The sequence below is a fragment of the Pacificibacter marinus genome (assembly GCF_900109555.1).
GTDB lineage: Bacteria > Pseudomonadota > Alphaproteobacteria > Rhodobacterales > Rhodobacteraceae > Celeribacter > Celeribacter marinus_C.
Genome location: NZ_FNZV01000001.1, coordinates 146,726 through 166,212, shown reverse-complemented (window position 1 = coordinate 166,212; position 19,487 = coordinate 146,726). Strand labels below are relative to the sequence as shown.

At 52.8% G+C, this 19,487-nt stretch carries 17 protein-coding genes and 1 pseudogene; 8 read left to right on the top strand and 10 right to left on the bottom strand.

Translation table 11 applies throughout. The annotated features are described in order from the left end of the window. Positions 1-10 precede the first annotated feature (10 nt). Positions 11-421 carry a putative quinol monooxygenase gene (locus BM025_RS00760; RefSeq protein WP_085847383.1) on the top strand — a complete coding sequence of 137 codons (411 nt, stop codon included), beginning with the start codon at positions 11-13 and terminating at the stop codon, positions 419-421. A gap of 243 nt (positions 422-664) precedes the next feature. Here BM025_RS00760 and pdxA read toward each other — a convergent pair whose 3' ends face one another. Then, complete coding sequence (gene pdxA / locus BM025_RS00755; RefSeq protein WP_085847384.1) at positions 665-1,639, bottom strand: 4-hydroxythreonine-4-phosphate dehydrogenase PdxA; 975 nt, start codon at positions 1,637-1,639, stop codon at positions 665-667. Positions 1,640-1,803: 164 nt separating this feature from the next. Between pdxA and BM025_RS00750 the strand changes: the two genes are divergently transcribed. Both BM025_RS00750 and BM025_RS00745 read left to right on the top strand, forming a co-directional pair. Beyond that, on the top strand, positions 1,804-2,937 hold the full coding sequence (locus BM025_RS00750; protein WP_085847385.1) for a four-carbon acid sugar kinase family protein: 1,134 nt from the start codon (positions 1,804-1,806) through the stop codon (positions 2,935-2,937). After that, the gene (locus BM025_RS00745) at positions 2,937-3,671 is read left to right on the top strand and encodes a FadR/GntR family transcriptional regulator (protein WP_085847386.1); all 735 of its coding nucleotides are present in this window, start codon (positions 2,937-2,939) and stop codon (positions 3,669-3,671) included. The genes BM025_RS00750 and BM025_RS00745 overlap by 1 nt, the downstream gene beginning before the upstream one ends. A gap of 16 nt (positions 3,672-3,687) precedes the next feature. Here the strand turns inward: BM025_RS00745 and BM025_RS00740 are convergent, their stop codons facing one another. The 3 genes from BM025_RS00740 to BM025_RS00730 are packed head-to-tail and all read right to left on the bottom strand — an operon-like array spanning position 3,688 to position 6,940. Next, positions 3,688-4,569, bottom strand: coding sequence for a dihydrodipicolinate synthase family protein (locus BM025_RS00740; RefSeq protein ID WP_085847387.1), 882 nt, complete (start codon positions 4,567-4,569; stop codon positions 3,688-3,690). A gap of 33 nt (positions 4,570-4,602) precedes the next feature. Beyond that, a complete protein-coding gene (locus tag BM025_RS00735) occupies positions 4,603-5,718 on the bottom strand; it encodes an iron-containing alcohol dehydrogenase (RefSeq protein ID WP_085847388.1) in 1,116 nt (371 codons plus the stop codon). A gap of 1 nt (position 5,719) precedes the next feature. Continuing rightward, complete coding sequence (locus BM025_RS00730; protein WP_085847389.1) at positions 5,720-6,940, bottom strand: sialidase family protein; 1,221 nt, start codon at positions 6,938-6,940, stop codon at positions 5,720-5,722. A gap of 345 nt (positions 6,941-7,285) precedes the next feature. Here BM025_RS00730 and BM025_RS00725 point away from each other — a divergent pair, with 345 nt between their 5' ends. The 5 genes from BM025_RS00725 to BM025_RS00705 all read left to right on the top strand — a co-directional run bounded on the left by BM025_RS00725 (position 7,286) and on the right by BM025_RS00705 (position 13,449). Continuing rightward, complete coding sequence (locus BM025_RS00725) at positions 7,286-8,797, top strand: ABC transporter substrate-binding protein (protein ID WP_085847390.1); 1,512 nt, start codon at positions 7,286-7,288, stop codon at positions 8,795-8,797. A gap of 87 nt (positions 8,798-8,884) precedes the next feature. After that, positions 8,885-9,799 (top strand): ABC transporter permease, encoded by a 915-nt coding sequence (locus BM025_RS00720; protein ID WP_085847391.1) that lies wholly within the window; start codon positions 8,885-8,887, stop codon positions 9,797-9,799. An 11-nt stretch (positions 9,800-9,810) separates the two neighbouring features. Further along, positions 9,811-10,734, top strand: a complete 924-nt coding sequence (locus BM025_RS00715) for an ABC transporter permease (RefSeq protein ID WP_085847392.1) — start codon at positions 9,811-9,813, stop codon at positions 10,732-10,734. Beyond that, positions 10,727-12,340, top strand: a complete 1,614-nt coding sequence (locus BM025_RS00710; RefSeq protein WP_085847393.1) for a dipeptide ABC transporter ATP-binding protein — start codon at positions 10,727-10,729, stop codon at positions 12,338-12,340. Before BM025_RS00715 ends, BM025_RS00710 begins: the two co-directional genes overlap by 8 nt. A 68-nt stretch (positions 12,341-12,408) precedes the next feature. Continuing rightward, positions 12,409-13,449 carry a DUF475 domain-containing protein gene (locus BM025_RS00705; protein WP_090875157.1) on the top strand — a complete coding sequence of 347 codons (1,041 nt, stop codon included), beginning with the start codon at positions 12,409-12,411 and terminating at the stop codon, positions 13,447-13,449. On the opposite strand, the pseudogene BM025_RS19690 reads toward BM025_RS00705, so the two are convergent. The 6 genes and pseudogenes from BM025_RS19690 to BM025_RS00680 form a co-directional block, all read right to left on the bottom strand. Further along, positions 13,438-13,587, bottom strand: a pseudogene (locus tag BM025_RS19690) (IS30 family transposase); the annotation flags it as partial. The gene BM025_RS00705 and the pseudogene BM025_RS19690 overlap by 12 nt on opposite strands. A 4-nt stretch (positions 13,588-13,591) precedes the next feature. Further along, entirely contained in the window at positions 13,592-14,731 is a 1,140-nt protein-coding gene (locus BM025_RS00700; RefSeq protein ID WP_244515371.1) for an OpgC family protein, read from the bottom strand. Further along, on the bottom strand, positions 14,718-16,514 hold the full coding sequence (gene mdoH, locus BM025_RS00695; protein ID WP_085847395.1) for a glucans biosynthesis glucosyltransferase MdoH: 1,797 nt from the start codon (positions 16,512-16,514) through the stop codon (positions 14,718-14,720). Before mdoH ends, BM025_RS00700 begins: the two co-directional genes overlap by 14 nt. A gap of 1 nt (position 16,515) precedes the next feature. After that, positions 16,516-16,710, bottom strand: coding sequence for a hypothetical protein (locus tag BM025_RS00690; protein ID WP_085847396.1), 195 nt, complete (start codon positions 16,708-16,710; stop codon positions 16,516-16,518). After that, complete coding sequence (locus BM025_RS00685; RefSeq protein ID WP_090875121.1) at positions 16,707-18,305, bottom strand: OpgD/OpgG family glucan biosynthesis protein; 1,599 nt, start codon at positions 18,303-18,305, stop codon at positions 16,707-16,709. Before BM025_RS00685 ends, BM025_RS00690 begins: the two co-directional genes overlap by 4 nt. Before the next feature lie 527 nt (positions 18,306-18,832). After that, positions 18,833-19,471 (bottom strand): TetR/AcrR family transcriptional regulator, encoded by a 639-nt coding sequence (locus BM025_RS00680; RefSeq protein WP_085847397.1) that lies wholly within the window; start codon positions 19,469-19,471, stop codon positions 18,833-18,835. Positions 19,472-19,487: the final 16 nt, after the last annotated feature.

Here is a 19,487-nt window from a genome sequence, read left to right as displayed (position 1 = left end):
AGGAGCCAACATGACAGATACCCCCAATGCCGCTGCTTTTGTGGTGCTTGAAGCTTTCGAACACGTCCACCCTGATCGGTGTGCTGAATACGAAGCTGCGGGCATCGAGATTGACAACAAGGTGAAAGAAACCGAACCGGGAATGGTGGTGCACGCTTTGACCCGCGTGTCCGAAGGCCCTGATGCTGTCGTTTATCGGTGGCTTGAGATTTTTGACGGCGCAGACGCTTTGGTATCGCATTTCGACAATCCCGCGGTGAAAGCACATATCGCTAAAGTCAGCGAAAGCATTCTTGTGAAGCCAACGGATTTGGTTTTGTACACGAGCTGGTCCGACGATGAAAAGGCGATCTGGAACGCGCGCCTTGGTGGGTCTTTGACCTTTGCCCCTGTACGGGCGGGCTATTACTTGACGCGGTAAGCCACTTTGCGGCACGTGAACACTTAGAGACAGATGATAGTTTTGCGGCGCTTGTTTCAGGGGCCGCAAAGCGCAATCAACAGATCGTTTTTCCGTGTCCAACGTTCGCACGGTTGAGCAGAAATCTTAGAGTTCGTTTGCGTGCCTCTTGATGTTCACGTTGCCCAACCAAATGTTCGAGCGTTATGCCTGACATTTCATATGGCGCAGGACAGGCGGCTTAGGTGGCCGCGCAGGTTGGCGCTATTTTTTCCCTGCCGATACCATGCGTGATGCATAGCTTAGGGCTGACATCATATTTGTATGGTCCGCAATATTTTTCCCTGCGATATCAAAAGCTGTTCCGTGATCGACAGAGCAACGATCAATCGGTAATCCCAATGACACGTTGACGGCTGTGTCAAAGGCGACCAGTTTGATCGGAATGTGACCCTGATCGTGGTACTGGGCAATCACCAAATCAAAGGCCCCCTGATAGGCGCGATAGTAAACCGTATCTGCAGATATAGGCCCGACAACATCAATGCCCTCTGCCTGTGCGGCGGCAACCGCGGGGCGCAGTGCTGTGTCGTCATCAGTACCGAATAGGCCGTTTTCACCACAATGTGGGTTGATGCCAGCAACGGCAATGCGCGGGGCTGCAACCCCCATACGCTTTAGGTGTGTGTTGCCAGTGCGAATGGTTTCTAAAACCCGCTCAATCGTCGCGCGTTCAATGGCATCGCGCAAGGACACATGGGTCGAGACATGCACGACCGATAGCTTTTCCGAAGCCAACAACATCCACGATGATTTTGACTTTGTGAGATGGGCTAACATGCCTGTATGGCCGTCATAATGGTGACCTGCGGCATTCAGTGCCTCTTTGTTGATCGGGGCGGTGACAATGCAACTGCCCGGTAGGGCGCTGGTGATTTCGACCGCGCGTTCAATGTAGCGAAACGATGCTTCGCCGCAGGCCGGATCAAGCAGACCGAACTGGCGGGGCAGGCCGGCGACTTCGATATGTTCGACGCAAATCCCGTCTTCCGTATCGTCAGGCCCTATAATGGGCAGATCAACACCGCAAATAGAGGCGGCAAGTTCCATTGTCGGGCGGTCCCCGATGACAACAGTGCGCGCGCGATCTTTAATGCTGGCTTGGGCTAGGGCCTTGGCTGTGACTTCGGCACCTACGCCTGACGGATCACCCATGGTGATGACGATTGATCTGGGCATGCGAGTCTCCAAAATACTGCAATATTGTAAAATATAACTTATTGGTAAATAAGTTCATTATGATGGGCTTGTAAAGCTTGATGTTTGAAAAATATGCTATTAAATATAGGTTTAATCGATAAAAGTGAGTAATTTATTACTTTACCAATAAGGCGGGTGATCTCTTGGTTGATATCCTTATCATCGCAGACGACCTGACAGGGGCTTTGGATAGCGCCGTTGCTTTTGCGCATCCTGGTGCAGTGGTGCGTGTGTTGCGCGATGTTGATCATTTGACCGCTGATGTGACTGCGGGCGTTGATGTTTTGTGCATCAATACCAACAGTCGCGAAGGCAGTGCTGCGCAGGCCGTCGATAAAATCAGGACCATCGCTCAGCGCCTTGATCTGGCCAGCATTCCTACCCTTATCAAAAAGGTCGATTCCCGCCTAAAGGGGCATATTAAAGCTGAAACAGCTGCGCTTGCAGATCTGTCTGGCCGGACTGATATCATCGCAGTTCCCGCTATACCTGACATGGGGCGCATTCAAAAAAATGGGTTTTTGGTTGGTGTCGGATCTGGTTCTGGCCTCGCAAACCCTTGCACTATGACGGACAAATTTCCCGATGACAGTGTGATCCCTGATGTCGATGATCTTGATGACCTTGACCGCTTGATCGCTTTAGCGCCCAAGGCTTCTTTGTGGGTTGGGGCGCGTGGGTTGGCGTTTGCGCTGGCACGGGTAATGGCGCGGTTATCGGCTCAGTCATTGGAACGGCCATCGGCGCATAAAAAAACTGACCCTCAAAAGTCCGAGTTCACGTCTTTGCATGGTCCGCTTTGGGTTGCGGTTGGGTCGCGCGATCCGATCACGGTGGCGCAGGCCGAACAGCTCGCGAGAACGCATCCTATCCAAATGGCCCCCAATGGCGTCAATTCCGAGGTCCATCAAACAGGGGCGGTCACGACACTTCAGCTCACGAAGGGGGCGTTCGACATCTCTGGCTATGAGGCGGGACGGCAACTTTCAACGAGTCTTTGCGCCGCGCTAGGTCAGTATCGGCCGCGAACGCTTTTGGTCTGCGGTGGTGAAACCGCAAATGCCATTCTCGATCGTCTTGAGATTAATACCTTTGATGTTATCACCGAAGTCTGCGAGGGCTTGCCGCTGTGTCGTGGGATTGCCCCATGGGGACCAATTGATATCGTCACAAAATCCGGAGGCTTTGGGGATGTAAATCTGCTTACTCGGCTTGCGCATTTGGTCGAATGTGAGCAAGATGATTTACCTAAGTCAGCAAATTCAGAAAGCCTGTAATGTCCCAGTCCGTCGAAACTTCGCAGCCGGAAAACCGGTCTCGCCCTCTGTTGGCTGACAAGGTCTATGACTTGATGCATGCGCGGATCAACAATGGCGATTATAACGTCAATGAAAAACTGCCCGCCGAAAATGAACTTTCTGCGCAATTTGGTGTGTCGCGTCCCGTGTTGCGCGTGGCCTTGGAACGGCTGCGTGAACAAGGGCTGATTTATTCTCGCCAAGGGGCGGGAAACTTTGTGCGCATCAAAAAAGGTAATGCTTTGGGATTTGCCAAGGTGGAAACGATTGCCGATATTCAACGGTGCTATGAATTTCGTCTGACGATTGAAGTCGAGGCCGCGGGCCTTGCCGCGCTGCGCCGTAACGATGCTGTGTTGAAAGATCTGAAGGCCGCTCTTTCGATGTTGTCAGAGGCAACAGGATCGCAATTGCACCGAGAAGACGCCGATTTCGCGTTTCATGTTGCTGTGGCTGGCGGAGCGAACAATTCATATTACGTCGAAACGCTGAAGGCTCTACGCGAGCACATCCATGTGGGGATGAAAATGCATGGGGAATCGTTGATGTCTGATGGCGCGGCTGCATTGGAAGATGTGTTGGCCGAACATCACGCAATCTATGATGCTATTTACACACAAGATGCACCACGCGCCCGCGAGGTCATGTTTAACCATATCAGTCACTCGCGCGAGCGGCTGTTTGGCGGCAGTATGCTGGACCTAAAGCTGTAAGCCCAGCACGTTGAATTTACGCAATATCGTATTTTGCCAAGACGTGGCGAATGGCTTTATCTTGATCTGCATTTGGCACCAAGGCTGGCTGGCGGCTGGCCCCGACGGATGGGTCCATGCACCAAAGCGCGCGCTTGACCAAGGCGGGCGGATAGCCAAGCTTATAAAGGTCGGTGCGAAACGCAGTGTAGCGGGCCTGCGCGGCTTCGGCGCGGGCTAAGTCATTTGCATCAAAGGCTGCGATAAGCTCTGCCAAAGTGTCTGGCAGCACATTCCCAAGGCCGGAAATACACCCCGCAGCGCCGTTTTGAAGTGCCCAAAGAACCAGATGGTCAGGCCCGGAATACACCTCAAAATCCGCAGCATTGCGCCCCACTTCCAGATAAGCCGCAAGGGTGTCTTGCGCACCACCTGAATCCTTGATGCCTTTGATATTGCCGTGCTTCGCAAGTCGCGCGGCGGTTTGGGGCTCGATGTGGTTTTGTGTCCGTGCGGGGATGTCATACAGGTAAACGGGCGCCTGCACGGCATCGGCCACACGTGCAAAATGCCGTTCCATTCCGTCTTGAGTGCAGTCAATGAAATAGGGCGTGATGACCGCAATGCCATCCAGTCCAATGCGGTCGAATTCCTTGGCAAGGCGTTCGGTCTCATAGGTCGCGGGCATGCCTGCATTGGCAAAAACGGGCACTTTATCACCTGCTTCGTCTTTCACGGCATCCAGCAATCGCACCTTTTCGTCAAAGGTGAGCGCTGAGAAATCACCATTGGTGCCTGCGGCCATAATCGCGTTTCCTGCGGCGACCTGACGGCGCACTTGTGCCCGTGTTGCTTTGAGATCAAGGTTTTCGTCGTTATCAAAACAGGTGACGAGCGCTACAAAAGCTGTTGAGGTCATAGGGTTTCCTTCTGTGCCAAATAGGGCAGTAACTTAATAGGCCGCGTTGTAAATTGCGGTGACGTCATCGACGCTCATCTCGCGTGGGTTGTTGTCCATCAGGCGGCGAATGGCGTGGGCTTCGGCGGCCCAATCTGCCAGATCTGCTTGCTTGGCGCCATGGTGCGAGAGGCGCATTTCCACGCCAAGGTCTGCACAAAACTTATGAGCACTTTGGGTGAGGTCTGTGCCGGAATTCAGGCCAAGCGCGGCGCTGACTTCGGCTGTTTTATGCGTGCAGGCAGATTCATTAAAGGCCAAGACATGCGGGAAAATGATAGCGTTTGCCAGCCCGTGGGGCAAAGACAATCTTGTTCCAAGCGGATAGGCCAAAGCATGCCCAGCGGCGGTGTTCACTGGTCCCAAACAGATGCCGCCATAGTATGATGCCAACATCATGCCCGCGCGCGCTTCGGTGTCTTTGCCGTTTTCAACCGCCCGTGCAAGGTATTTGCCCACCAAGTTAAATCCCATACGCGCATAGCCATCGATCAGGTCATGGGCGTTGATATTGGTAAAGGCTTCAACGCAATGTGCCATCGCATCAATTCCTGTCGCTGCCGTAATGGCTGCTGGTACAGAATAGGTCAATTCGGGATCAAGGATAGCGATGTCCGCCAGCATATGCGGGCTTTCTACAGCGATCTTAGCTTTAGTTGCAGGGTCCGTCACAAGGGCGCGAATGCCTGCTTCTGATCCTGTTCCCGCTGTGGTCGATATCTGCGCCAAGGCAGTTTTGCGCCCTTTAACCTTGTTGGGGCCCGCGACATCGTAAAGCGTATCCGTGCCATCCCACAAAACGGCCACCAATTTGGCGAGATCCATGACAGACCCGCCGCCAAGTCCCACAACAAGATCGGGCTTAACCTCTCGCGCAACGGCCAAGACGGCTTCAAGATCCCCAACTGCGGGTTCTGGCGGCACGTCACTGTAGGTTTTCACGTCGCCTGTTAGTCCAAGTCGATCCGCATAGTGTGCTGTTGGGGCGCTGGCGATGATCAATGGGCGCTTTGCCCCTGAGGCCCAAGTGCCCAGCAATGCTGCAGTACCCTGACCAATCTCAAGGCGTTTGGGTTGGTGCAGTGTGATTTTGCGATCCATGGTGCTCATATTAGGTCCCCTCTTGGGTGCGCGTTGCGCGGATGTCGGCCAGCGCCTGTGGCGAAATTCGAATGTGTTTGATTGCGCGGCGGTGGAGCGTGAATGCGATGTCGAGACCGCCATCTTTGCGGGGCAGGATCATCGGATAGGATAATTCTTGGTTTTTTCCATCAATCGAGTCGTTCGTCAGGCAAGCACCTGTGCTGGTTTCGATAACATGGCGCCGGGTGAATGTTTTTCCGCCGTCAGATGAGAGGCACAGGGATAAGGGTGCGCGTTCAACGCCCCAAATCGGTGTGCATCCCTCTGGTGCGATCTGGCCCTCTGCGTCATTTGGCTGGGTATCAGGGCGGTCATCCACATCTTCCAGTTCGTCATACAAGGAGGTGCGTCGAGATTGGGATTGGGCCGCCGAAATAGGGTTGCAGACCATTGCCAAAGTCCCGTCTGCAAGGGTGCAAACACCAATTGAGCTGTTGTTATTTGGAACATCCGTGGGCTGCGGGGTAGACCATGTGCGCCCGTCGTCCGTGCTTTCAGACCTGTGAACCCAATCCGACTGACGGCGACGATAGAAAGCTGCCATATTGCCATCGTTCAGCGGTACAGGGGTCATGTGGACCGATCCGGTTGAGGCAGGGACGTGGGTCACGGTCCATGTCGCGCCGCTGTCAGTGGATATGGCTAAGGCGGCAGTGTCAAAAGCACCTGTCCAGCGCAGGCCATCGCGCGGGTTGCAGATGAAAAGAGGCAACATCCACGCCCCATCATCTCGCACTGTGATGGGCGCGCGAATAAAGGTTCCTAGGGGCAGTCCGATGTCGCGTGCTGCCCCTGATTGCAACGCGGTCCCCGCGCGGGTGATTTTTCGCATGTAAACGCGAGATTCGTCTTGGTTTCCATGGGGTTGCGCTGTGTTGAAAAGCCAAATTTGACCATCAGGTGCGGTGAAAATGACGGGGTTTTGTTCAGAGCGATCTGATTGGTCGGACAGTTGTGATGGGGGCGACCATGTGTCTGCGCCTTCAGGTAAGATTGATGCGTAAATCGAAATGTCTGATTTGCCTTCAAGCGAGCCGCCAAACCACGCACAGGCCAAGTCTCCGCCAGCAAGGGGCGCAAGAAATGCGGCGTGGTTTTGAATGGCAGGGGATCGCAGAATTGCGGACTGAGTATCACCCTGTGGTGTTACAAGACCAGTCATCTGGCTGGCAATCTCATCTGGCTTCACGCTGCTCTCCTATGGGTTTGTTCGTTTTGCTTATCGAGTCGCCTTAATTGATTTCAAACATGTAAAGTTGTCAAGAAGTTATAACGCTACGCTGTGGGTTGTAGGGCGGTGGTTGCGTAATAATTACTTTAAAAACAATAATTTAAAAATAATATTACGATATATGGAAACGGTATTTGACATCCTGATACAACTTTACCAATATCGGGTTGGCAATTGTTGGCGGCGTTTCAAAAGATTGTATTCTTTTGTTGATCGCAAATGATCGTCGCCGCAGGGTTCTGTTTATTGGGGGGAGTGTCCATAAGCCTCTGTCTGCGGGTTTCATACATTTGGGAGGATATCATGAAAACGACTAACCTAACTGCTGGCTTGGTGCTGGCTGCCGCAATGGTGCCCGCGCTCAGCGGCGCGGCATTTGCACAAGACAAGGGCGTGACCATCGTTCTCAGCGAAGAACTTGATCTTGTTGATCCATGTATGGCGACACGGTCAAACATTGGCCGCGTTGTGCTGCAAAATATTTCAGAAACCCTGACCGAACTTGACGTGCGCGGCGATAAGGGCGTTATGCCCCGCTTGGCCGAAAGCTGGGACATGGTGGATGACAATACATGGCGTTTCAATCTGCGCCAAGGTGTGAAATTCTCAGACGGCACCGCTTTTGATGCTGCTGACGTGATCCATTCGTTTGAACGCACACAAAGCGATGCGAACACCTGTGAAATCTCGCGGTATTACGAAGGGATCGATCTGACGTTTACGGCCGTTGATGACAACACACTCGACATCAAATCCGTGCCAGCGCAGCCTATCATGCCATTGTTGATTTCGCTTTTGACCATCGTGCCATCTGAAACAGCGATGGAATTTACCCGCGACCCTATCGGCACTGGTCCTTACACGTTGGCCGAATGGAATGTGGGTCAAAACATCACTTTGGAACGCCGCGACGATTACTGGGGCGAAGCGCCAGCTGTTGAAACAGCAACATATGTGTTCCGGTCTGAACCTGCAGTGCGGGCAGCTATGGTTGCAGCGGGCGAAGCTGATATCGCGCCCTCAATTTCTGCAATCGAGGCAAGCAATGCGGCAACAGATGCGTCTTATCCCAACTCAGAAACCACTTACTTGCGCATAGATCATGGCACTGCGCCGTTTGATGATCTGCGTGTGCGTCAAGCGCTGAACCTTGCGATTGATCGCGAGGCCTTTATCGGCACGATCTTGTCCGAGGGTGTGATCCCCGCCGTTGCGATTGTTCCACCATCCACATTGGGCTGGAACCCAGATATCGCAGCACCAACATACGATCTTGAACGCGCCAAAGAATTGCTGGCTGAAGCGGCTGCAGATGGTGTGCCTGTGGATACTGAATTCCTTGTTGTTGGCCGTACTGGCAACTTCCCAGGGGCGACTGAGGTCTATGAAGCGATCACATCTATGCTTGGCGATGCTGGCTTTAACGCCCGTTTGCAAATGGTGGAAGTGGCTGAGCATGAACAGTTTTATTCACGTCCATTCGTAGATGGCACGCCTTACTTGGTTGGCGCGCAACATGACAATTCACGTGGCGATCCTGTGTTTTCCATGTTCTTCAAATACCATTCAGAAGGCCGCCAGTCTGGCATCATGGATCCTAAACTGGACGCTTTGATCGACAGCGCGACAGCCGCAACAGGCGACGAACGTGTGGCATTGTGGCAAGATACATTTGCCTACTTGCACGATGAAATCGCGTCAGATGGTTTGTTGTTCCACATGGTTGGCTTTGCCCGTGTCGGCGAGAATGTGAATTTCACACCAACAATCGCCACAAATGGCGCTTTGCAATTGGCTGACATTACATTCAACTAAACCCAGTTGATAGAAAACGACTTTGCGCGGGCCGTGATCCGCGCAAAGTCATCCTTGAATTCCTACCAAAACATACAGGGCATTTTCATGAAAAACCGGATCGGCCAACGTGCGATTTCCAGTCTTATTTCACTGTTCGGGCTTGTGATCCTCGTGTTCTTTTTGTCCCGTTTGACGGGGGATCCTTCGGCTTTGTTCTTGCCTGTGGATGCGTCGGAAAGCATGCGCGAAAACTTTCGCGAACTTCATGGGTTGAATGATCCGCTTCTTGTGCAATTTGGTCACTATGTTGGAGATCTGCTGCGCGGTGATTTTGGCGACAGCTTGCGACGCGCACGCCCCGCACTTGATGTTGTGTTGGAAGCCTTTGTTTGGACGTTACAGCTTGCCGCGATCACGATGACTTTAGTGACAATCGCAGCAATCGTTGTCGGTTCCATCGCAGCCTTTAAAGTTGGGTCGCTCTTTGATCGCGCGGCCTCGTTGCTGTCGCTGATCGGTGCATCTGCCCCTGATTTTTGGATTGCCATTGTGGCGATCGTTGTCTTTTCGCTACAGCTGGGCTGGTTGCCGACCTCTGGTACGGGCACCGTTTGGCACTGGGTTTTGCCCATCACGATCCTATTCTTGCGGCCTTTTGGCTTGATCCTTCAAGTGGTGCGCGGATCGATGTTGACCGCGCTTGGATCAGCCTATGTTAAAACCGCGCGCGCTAAGGGTGTGAAAAACAATCGTCTGATCTTTGTCCATACGTTGCGCAACGCCATGTTGCCCGTCATCACAGTGATCGGCGATCAAGCCGCAGCTTTGTTGAATGGTGCGGTGATCGTTGAAACGATCTTTGGGTTTCCGGGGGTCGGCAAGTTGATGATCGATGCCATTTTACAGCGCGATTTCAATGTCATTCTTGCCGCAATCATGGTCACAGCTTTGGCTATCTTCATCATGAATCTGTTGATCGACTTGGCCTATGCCATCCTTGATCCACGTATTCGCACCTAGGAGCTTTGGTCATGTCAGAACACGTTGCCGCCACCGTTCGCCCACATCGTAAAACCGTTTTTGGGCGTTTCATTTCCATGCTTTGGGCTGATAAGTTTGCCTTTTTTGCCACCACATTTTTGCTGCTTGTTGTCCTGTGCGCGCTGATTGGGCCAAGCTTGCTTGAAGATGTTGCGGGCAAACAAAACCTGCGGGCGCGCAATGCGCCGCCGTTTGTATTGGACCGTGGCTGGGTTTATTTTCTTGGCGGAGACGCCTTGGGTCGCCCACTTTTTGCACGCATCGTTGTGGCAGCGCAAAACACGATGATGGTTGCTGCGGGTGCTGTTGCGCTGTCGATCACGATTGGAGCCACGCTTGGGCTTATTGCTGGGTACCTTGGCCGTTGGCCGAGTGAAATCATCATGCGCTTTGCGGATGTTATCATGTCCTTTCCATCGCTTTTGTTGGCTGTGATCGTTCTGTATATTTTAGAACCGTCCGTGGGGAATTTGATCATCGTCCTCGCCATCACGCGTATCCCGATTTACCTGCGCACCACGCGCGCCGAAGTCTTAGAAGTTCGCGAACGCATGTTCGTGCAAGCGGCCCAAGTGATGGGAGCCTCCTCTGGGCGGATCATTTTTCGTCATATCCTGCCGATGATTTTTCCAACACTTGTCACCATCGCGACGCTCGATTTTGCATTTGTCATGCTGGCCGAAAGTGCGCTTTCATTTCTTGGAATTGGCATCCAACCCCCTGAAATCACTTGGGGTTTGATGGTCAGCCAAGGTCGACAGTATTTGACGTCTGCTTGGTGGTTGGCGTTCTGGCCGGGTCTGATCATCATTTTGACGACGATGTCTTTGAATTTATTGTCCTCTTGGATGCGCACCGCCCTTGATCCGACGCAACGCTGGCGTCTTGAAATTGGAGGAAAATCCAATGACTGATCATCTTTTAGAAGTCCGTAATCTATCGGTTCGCTTTCACACTGCACAGGGTTTTGTGAATGCTGTGAATGATGTGTCATGGCACCTTGATCGCGGTGAAACACTGGCGATCTTGGGGGAATCTGGCTCTGGTAAATCGGTGTCGTCATCGGCCATCATGAACTTGATTGATTGCCCTCCGGGGGAAATCACATCTGGCGAGATTCTGTTTGATGGGCAGGATTTATTGCAGCTGGACAATGAGGCGCGCCGTGCGTTGAACGGCAAACGGATTGCGATGATTTTCCAAGACCCGATGAGCCATTTCAACCCAGTCTACACCGTTGGCTGGCAGATTGAAGAAACCGTAACGGCGCATGGACGCCCCGCGGCGCAAGCCCGCGCGCGTGCTTTGGAATTGGTCAAACGGGTTGGCATTCCTGATCCCGAAGGGGCCTTGAACAAATACCCACATGAATTTTCTGGTGGTCAGCGGCAACGCTTGATGATCGCGATGGCGCTTGCGTTAAAGCCTGACATCTTGATCGCTGATGAACCCACGACGGCGCTAGATGTGACGGTGCAGGCCGAGGTGCTGACCCTTTTGCATGAGCTTCAAGATGAGACAGGCATGGGGCTTGTGCTGATCACCCATGACCTTGGTGTTGTGGCTGATGTCGCTGACAGGCTTGTGGTGATGGAAAAAGGCTGCATCGTTGAAACGGGTCGCCCCCATGACATTTACCATAATGCGCAACATCCCTATACGCGAAAGCTGATCGCGGCCGCGCCGGGCAAAGGGGTGATGCGCCAGCCTGACCCTTCCGCCGCGCCTATTCTTTGCGTACAGGGATTGCAGAAAAGTTACGGCACTTTTCATGCCTTGTCAGGTGTGACGTTCGACGTGCGTCGAGGAGAAACTTTGGCGGTTGTTGGGGAAAGCGGATCAGGGAAATCTACCATTGCGCGGCTTGTTTTACGTCTTGAAAGCTCAAGCGGCGGCAAAGCCCTTTGGAAGGGGGAAGACCTGCTGACAAAGACGCCAAAAGAAATGTCGAAAGTCCGTCGTGAAATTCAAATGGTGTTTCAGGACCCGACACAATCCTTGAACCCAAAAATGACGGTTTTCCAAATTATTTCAGAAGCATGGGCGATACATCGCGATGTTTTGCCAAAAGACAAATGGCGCGCGCGTGTCGAGGAACTTTTGGACCAAGTCGGGCTAGAGGCTGGTCATGCAGAACGCTATCCGCATCAATTTTCTGGCGGTCAACGTCAACGTATCGCCATTGCCCGCGCTCTTGCGCTTGAACCAGAATTAATCATCTGTGACGAAGCGGTTTCCGCACTGGATGTGTCGATCCAAGCCCAAGTGATTGAGCTGTTGGGAAAGCTTCGGGATGATCTGGGGATTGCCTTTATTTTCATTGCGCATGATCTGCCCGTCGTACGTGATTTTGCCGATCGTGTTTTGGTGATGAAGTCAGGTGAAATTGTTGAGGACGGTTCTGTCGAACAGATTTTCGAAGCGCCGCGCAAACCCTATACCAAGCGTCTTTTGGCGGCAGGGCTTGATCCTGATCCCGCCGTGCAAAAACAACGCCGCGACGCCCGATTGGCCCTTTAGGCCATTGGGCCGATGCACCACGCCAACCGCTTAAACCACACAGATGAAAGAACACCATGAAGACGACAATGCATTATTTCAGATGGTCTTTTTTGATCACGGTCCTTGGCTTGATTGCTGCTTATTGGTTGGGCTGGAAAACCGAAGGAACGGCGTCAGGCGCGGTGACGTTTTTGTTGATCGGGGCCGTTCTTGTCGTCTTGGAAATTTCGCTGAGCTTTGACAATGCAATCGTGAACGCGAACAAATTGAAAACCATGTCGCCTCTGTGGCAGCGCCGTTTTTTAACTTGGGGCATTCTGATTGCGGTGTTTGGAATGCGGATCATTTTTCCGCTTGTGATTGTCGCCATTGCCGCTTGGGTCGGCCCTTTTGAGGCCCTGCACCTTGCGATTTCAGAGCCGCAAGAATACGCGCGCTTGATGCAAGAAAGCCACCTGTCGATCTCAGCCTTTGGTGGAACGTTTTTGATGTTGGTGGCGTTGGATTTTTTTATCGACCATGAAAAAGACATCGACTGGCTGTGTTCAATCGAAAAGAACCTTAAAAAAGGCGCGGCGATCAAAGGGCTTGGCTATGGCATGGTGTTGTTTGCGATTTTAATTTTCGGCAGCTTCCTACCCGAGGCCAAACAAAGTGAATTCTTTGTACCTGCTTTGGTGGGCGCGGTCGTGTTTTTGTGCGTTGACGGGTTAAGTCATATTTTGGATTCAAGTGATGTTGTGGACAGTGGTGCCGCGATGGGGGGGGCGCGGCAGGGGACTTTTGGTGCCTTCTTGTATCTTGAAGTCCTTGATGCAAGCTTTTCGTTCGATGGGGTCATCGGCGCATTTGCCCTGACGCAGAACCTTTTTCTGATCGCTATCGGTCTGGGGGTTGGCGCGATGTACGTGCGGTCGATGACAATCATGCTCGTCGAGAAAAAAACGCTCAACGCATTTCGTTATCTCGAACACGGCGCGTTCTATTCTATTCTTGCGCTGTCGCTGATCATGTTTGCTCAAAGCGCGGTTCATGTGCCTGAGGTTATAACTGGACTGATCGGTGCCGCCATTATCGGGACGTCATTGCTGTCGTCATTGCGCTTTAATCGTCAAGGTAAAGCGTGAAGCGACATGTGAAATATGCGTATTTCTTGAATCGAAGATCAAGTCGCCTTCCTAATGTTCTGGCATTGCGCGATCCTCAACCACAGCAGGGCGCTTCAAGATCGAAACGGCATCGGTAATTTGACCATGTGGTTGCGTGTTGTCACGTTCGACGTTTCCAGTCCCCGATCCAAGCAAGACCCCATAGGGCTAGGACGCCGATAGGCACCAGAAGCCATGGCACGATAGTCACCCCTTTGAAATACACGAGGGCAGCCTGACCTGCTAGGGACATCAAGGCCCCTGCGGAAAAGACCAGCAGCCCTTGGCGGCCCATCACGCGCAGAGGCTCGGCGTAGGGGTGGGCGCTGATGCGGGTAACGAACGGTAGATACGACATCACATAGGCCAGCGCTAAAACATGAAGTAAGCGCAGCAGTGGCAGAAACGCCTTGTCATGTGACGTAAAATGAAATGGCAGGCCTAATGACGAAAGCTTTGCCATTCCATGATTTAAGGTCGCCCCCCAGCCCGGAACGTAGCGCCATGCCAAAACGAACACGAGCCATCCAACGGCCACCACAAACAGTACCCGGCTTTTGGGAATAAACCGTTTTCCGTCGCGCAGGGCCATTCCCGTTAGCAAGCCGATGACAAAGATAAGCTGCCAAGCGAGCGGATTAAAGAACCAGCCGCCAGAGTTTGGGTAGGCCGGAATATTCAGGCGAAACAGTCCTATGAAAAACCAAAGCAGCACAGATACAGTGAGTAGAATATAGGGCCTACGTCGCCCCACAAGGATCGCAAATGGCGCTGCAAGTAAAAGAACTGAGTAGGCAGGAAGGATATTAACGTAGCCAATCTGATGTCCCAGCGTCACGATACCAATGATGGCAGGGCCGGTGTTTTCAAAGACTTGCCGCAGGTTGTTTTTCGCCAAAAGTCCGGTCAGGCCAAAAAATTCTGCGCTGAAGGCAAAGATCGCAATTCCTGCCACGGTTAGAAAAATATGGGACAGATAAAGAACCCAAGCGCGTTTCCAGATCGGTGCAATACCAGCCCAAAGCCCAACGTCGCGTGCGCGCGTTAAGCCCGCCGTATAGGCCAATCCGGCTGCTATGCCTGACATAAGAAAAAAGCTTTCGGCGGCATCAGAGAAACCCAAGTTGCGCAATGTGAGGTTTTCGTACCAATTTCCCGGCACGTGATCGATAAAGATCATCACCAAAAGCAATCCCCGAAATGCATCGATCTTAGTGTCGCGGGGGCGTCGCATAGGGGGGGCGATATCAGGCTGGGACATTGGATGCCTTTTCTGCCGACATTGAGCCGTGCGTGTCGGTGCGCCACTTGGCGTGGATGGCATGAAACGCGCTGACGACTGGCGGCATGTTCATGTCCTCGGGAACGGTAAAGTGATGCGCCGCGACGGGTTGGGACGACCACGAAATTAAAAATGGCGCGGCGATCATCGGCAATGTCACGGGAAGCAGCCAGATCATCAGGTTTGGCGCAAGGTACCAGATTGCCAACAACGAGAGCGCGCCAATGGTGACGATCCAAAGAGAGGATCGCGCGGCCTCTGCCACGGTCAGGGGGCCTTCGCCACGCGCATTTGCTGGCCAACCACCATCTTGGCGCAACAGCACCTGCAACACGGCGCGCGTTTGATACGCAAGCATAACTGGTGCCAGCAGCGAGGTGAGCAGTATTTCAAACAGGACTGACGACAATGCCCGCGCTGTTCCGCCAAAGTTGCGTGTGCGTGTCGTCATCGCGGCGTTCACCAGAATGGCAATTTTTGGCAAGATCAGCAGCCCGATAATCCCAAGCGCCAAGGCAAAGATTTCCCGACTGCGATCGGATGGGAATACTGGGAAAAGTTGGTTGGGTTCTGGAAAGTAATCGGGTTCGGGCGCAAAAATGGTGCCGCTGACTGTGCTAACAAGGAAAACTGCCCAAAACAGTGACACGAGATATGCAGAGATGCCTTGGACAAAAACAAGCCGGCTCCAATTCGCAAGGCCCGGAGCAAAAAGCAGCCTCATGTGTTGCAGGTTGCCCTGACACCAACGGCGGTCACGTTTCGCATATGCCAAAACGTTTTCTGGACCTTCTTCATAGGATCCATCGATGCTGTGGTCGGCAATCACACGCCAGCCGTTGCGCGCCAAAAGAGCCGCCTCGACATAGTCATGTGACAGGATATGACCACCAAAAGGTGCTTTGCCAGCAAGTTCGGGCAAACGGCACGATTGCGCGAAGGCGTCGATGCGGATGATGGCGTTGTGGCCCCAGTATGGCCCGACAGCCCCCTGCATCCGTTCAAGTCCTTTGGTAAAAATCGGCCCGTGAAACGCCGCGGCAAACTGCATCGCGCGGGCAAAGAAACTGCTTGCACCCGTGATCTGCGGTAAGGTTTGAAGCAATCCCAGCTTGGGGTCCGCATCCATGCGCAAGATCATGGTGTGCAAGGCGGCCCCCGACATCAGGCTGTCTGCATCAAGCGTCACGGCATACTTATATGCGCCACCAGATTTGACGATAAAGTCCTCGACGTTGCCCGCCTTGCGCCCGCGATTGTCTTTGCGGTTGCGGTAATAGATGTGGTCTGATCCATGGGTTTCTGCAATCAGCATCCGAAACGCGGCATGCTCAGTTGCTTGTTTGTCTTCGGCACGCGTGTCCGACAGGATCACGATGTCCAGACCTAGGCCCGCTGCACGAATGGAGTGATCCATCGCCGCGATCCTTGCAAAGGTTGCAATGGGGTCTTCGTTACAGATCGGAACAAGCACAACTGTGGCGGACAGCGATTTTGCCGTCAAATCTGTCGGTTGTTGAGCCCGTGTTTGGTGTCTTGGTGACAGCCCGATCAACCCCAGCGCGGCGCCCCATGCCAGCCAGCATGTGGTCAAAAAGATCAAGCCTGCGCGAAAGACATCCCATATTTGAAAGCCATCCTGACGGTCAGCATCGACCACGAGCAAGCATGCGGCGACGGCAGCGACGACGGCGAATGAGATGGCAGAGGTCCGTGCCACAACCGTCGCTGGGTCTGGCGAAAGATCCGTGTGCGTTTTCAAATTATATCTCGTGTCGAAGTCCGATACGCAGACCTGCCAACAGATGGCGTATCTGGTTCGCTATTTTAAGATCAATAGGGGCAGGGGTCAGGTTTTGGAGTGGCATATCAAGTGGGGCCTCGGGCGGACCCCATGCCTCTGGATTATCAGAGATACAAGCTGTTCCAGCATCATTTTGAAGTGTCGTTTTGGTCATAACGCTTTCCATTGGTACAGCCATGTTTCGGTCAGGATGTGACCATAACCATTGATGGCGGCCTGAAGTTCCATCGAAGTTTCAGAATTATCGGGCACGGCTTCTATGACAAGGCGCCACAAATCAGTCCCGTCAACACGCGAAAAGATTGCTTGGGCAAGTTTGCCGCGCAAAACAGTGACCTGCGGCACGACATCCGCGTCGTCCGGCAGCTTTGAAAGAGCACCGCCCTTAAAGTCCACGACAAATTTTATTCTGTCAGTTTCTTTTTGTACGCCTGCAACGCCGCCATCGCCGATACGGGTTCGCACGATTTGGGCGCGATCAGATGATCTGTCACCGCTTGGCGACATGCCCCAATGCAAACGATACGAAACCTCTAGGCTTTCCCCCTTGGCTGGGGGCGTTTCAGGCACCCAGTAGGCCACTATGTTGTCATTGCCTTCTAGATCGGATGGAATTTCCATCAGACGCACAGAGCCTTGACCCCATTCACCAATCGGTTCGACCATTAGTGACGGGCGTCGTTCGTAGTGCGCTTGTGCGTCGAGGTATTGGTCAAAGTCGCGCTGCCGCTGTATCAAACCGAAAGACATCGGGTTTTGCGCCGTCAGATAAGAATGCCCAAGCTGGCCCGGGTTGGTTAAAGGCCGCACGAACGTGTCACCGTTTTGCGTATTCAGGACCAAATGGTCGCTGTCGTGTACGGCGGGGCGAAAGTCGTTGAAATCCCCAGGATCTGCGCCGCCGAACAAGAACATTGACGTCAGCGGGGCGATCCCCAATTGCTGCACATTTTTGCGCATAAACAGTCGTGCGGTGACTTCCATAACTGTGGTTTGGCTGGGCTTTATGACAAACTTATATGCCCCTGTGACGGATGTTGATTTAAGCGCGGCATACAGTACAACCCTGTCAGAATTTTGTGTCGGGCGCTCAAGCCAGAAGTCTGTGAAACGAGGGAATTCTTCCCCATTGGGCATGCCGGTATTGACCGCCAAGCCCCGTGCCGACAGGCCGTAACGATTGTCACGCCCAAGAGCGCGAAAATAGCTCGCGCCCAAAAACGCAACAAGCTCGTCATAATGATCAGCGCGATTAAGGGGGGCCATCAACCGAAAGCCAGCGACGCCGGGCATTTCAAAGTTGGCCGGAATTTCGGCCTTTACATCGGAGTAATCGAAATCCGCAGTCGAGAAGCCCATCGGTGTTGCGATGCCATCGACGACTTCATTGAGAAGGACAGGTTCGTTGAACAGCCAGCCAGGGTGAAAGGCATTCAGGTGGAAAGGCATGTTTTCTGCATCGGCCCAGCGGGTCCGTTTGCGATCAAAACGCACGCGTTGATAGTCGTCATAGGAAAGTTTTGTCAAAAAGCCTTCGATGGCGTCTGCTGGTTTTGGTGGTTGGAGTGCCGCCGCGCGCATTTGCTCGGTGAGTAAATCAAAGTTGAATGGTGTCTTTTCAGGCACCTCTGCTAATTCTTGGGCCAGCGCAGACATAGGCGCCGCGAGCGCTGTTGCAGCGACCGTGGACAGCAAACCAGTGATGGCATGGCGGCGCGTGATGGACCCGCGTATTTCACATTTGAGCATAAGAAATAAATTCCCTTAACTTCCTGACAAGACACTGTAATTACTGACATGCTGCAGCAAGTACAATACTGAGATGTAGGAATTTCAAGTCGCGAAACCTGAGATTGGCGTGAATTGGGGTTTGGCTAAACAAAATCGGCGGCGCTTCGCTCAAAATGGGGCTGGGCGGTGGCAAGGTGCGACATTTAGCTTAAGAAACGGGCGGTCAGTGGGGTGGAGGCGCGCTAGAATTGTGGCGGTTGAGCTGTAGTCTGCGACTGATCTTATCGCAGTTTGTTACGTTCTTTTGCGCGCAACCTTCGCAAGGAAAGATGCAAATTAGATGTGATTGGTTTCGCCTTGCGGAACTTTGATGCCGTACACGATGGCTTCCGGCGTGATCAATGATTTCTAGAGCCGCTGATGAGAATGGCATGCGAAATGCGCTTAGGTCAGATGCGTAGGAGGTCAAAGCTTTCTGCCTTATTCAGTCGCGTCGGTTTGATGTATCATTTTCTATTGAGGATATAGTGTTCAGCTGCTTGTCCTTACGGCTTGCTGTGCACTTTGGGTTTTGTCCGAGCTTGCAAAACGGCTTCGAGGAAAATCTGCAAAGTGTCCGAGACGACTTTTGGGTCGCGGTGCGGCATCATCAGGTTAAAACCGCGCGCCATAGCAATCATGCCTTTACCAATTTTTTCGACAGGGACGCAGAGCTCTAGCTGTCGTTCATGTGCGATTTTCTCTAAAATTTGCGTCATTTTAAGTGAGTGATCGTCCAGAAGGGCATAAAAGCTGAGGGCGAATTTTTCGTCGCGCATGGCGTGCAGGCTGATTTCGGTTTCAAGCTGCGCTTTTTCATTCGAGCTGCAAAGATCATTCAGCCAAGTCGTGATGTCTTGTGCGAGGTCCGCAGGCGACGTGGAATTTGATTTTTCGGCGGATGTGATTGTTTCATAGGCTTGCTGAAACATGTCGCGCATGATGGCAAAAACCAAGTCATCCTTGCTTTGAAAATTGGAGTAAAAAGCTCCTTGAGTATAGCCCGCCAGACTCGCGATATCGCGTACAGATGCGCCGGAAAATCCATTTCGCGCAATAAGAGTCGCACCCGCTTTAAGCAGAGCTTTGCGGGTTTTTTGTTGTGATTTTGCACGGGACGTTGCTGGTTTTAGTATTGTATTCATATAATTCAGATATCAG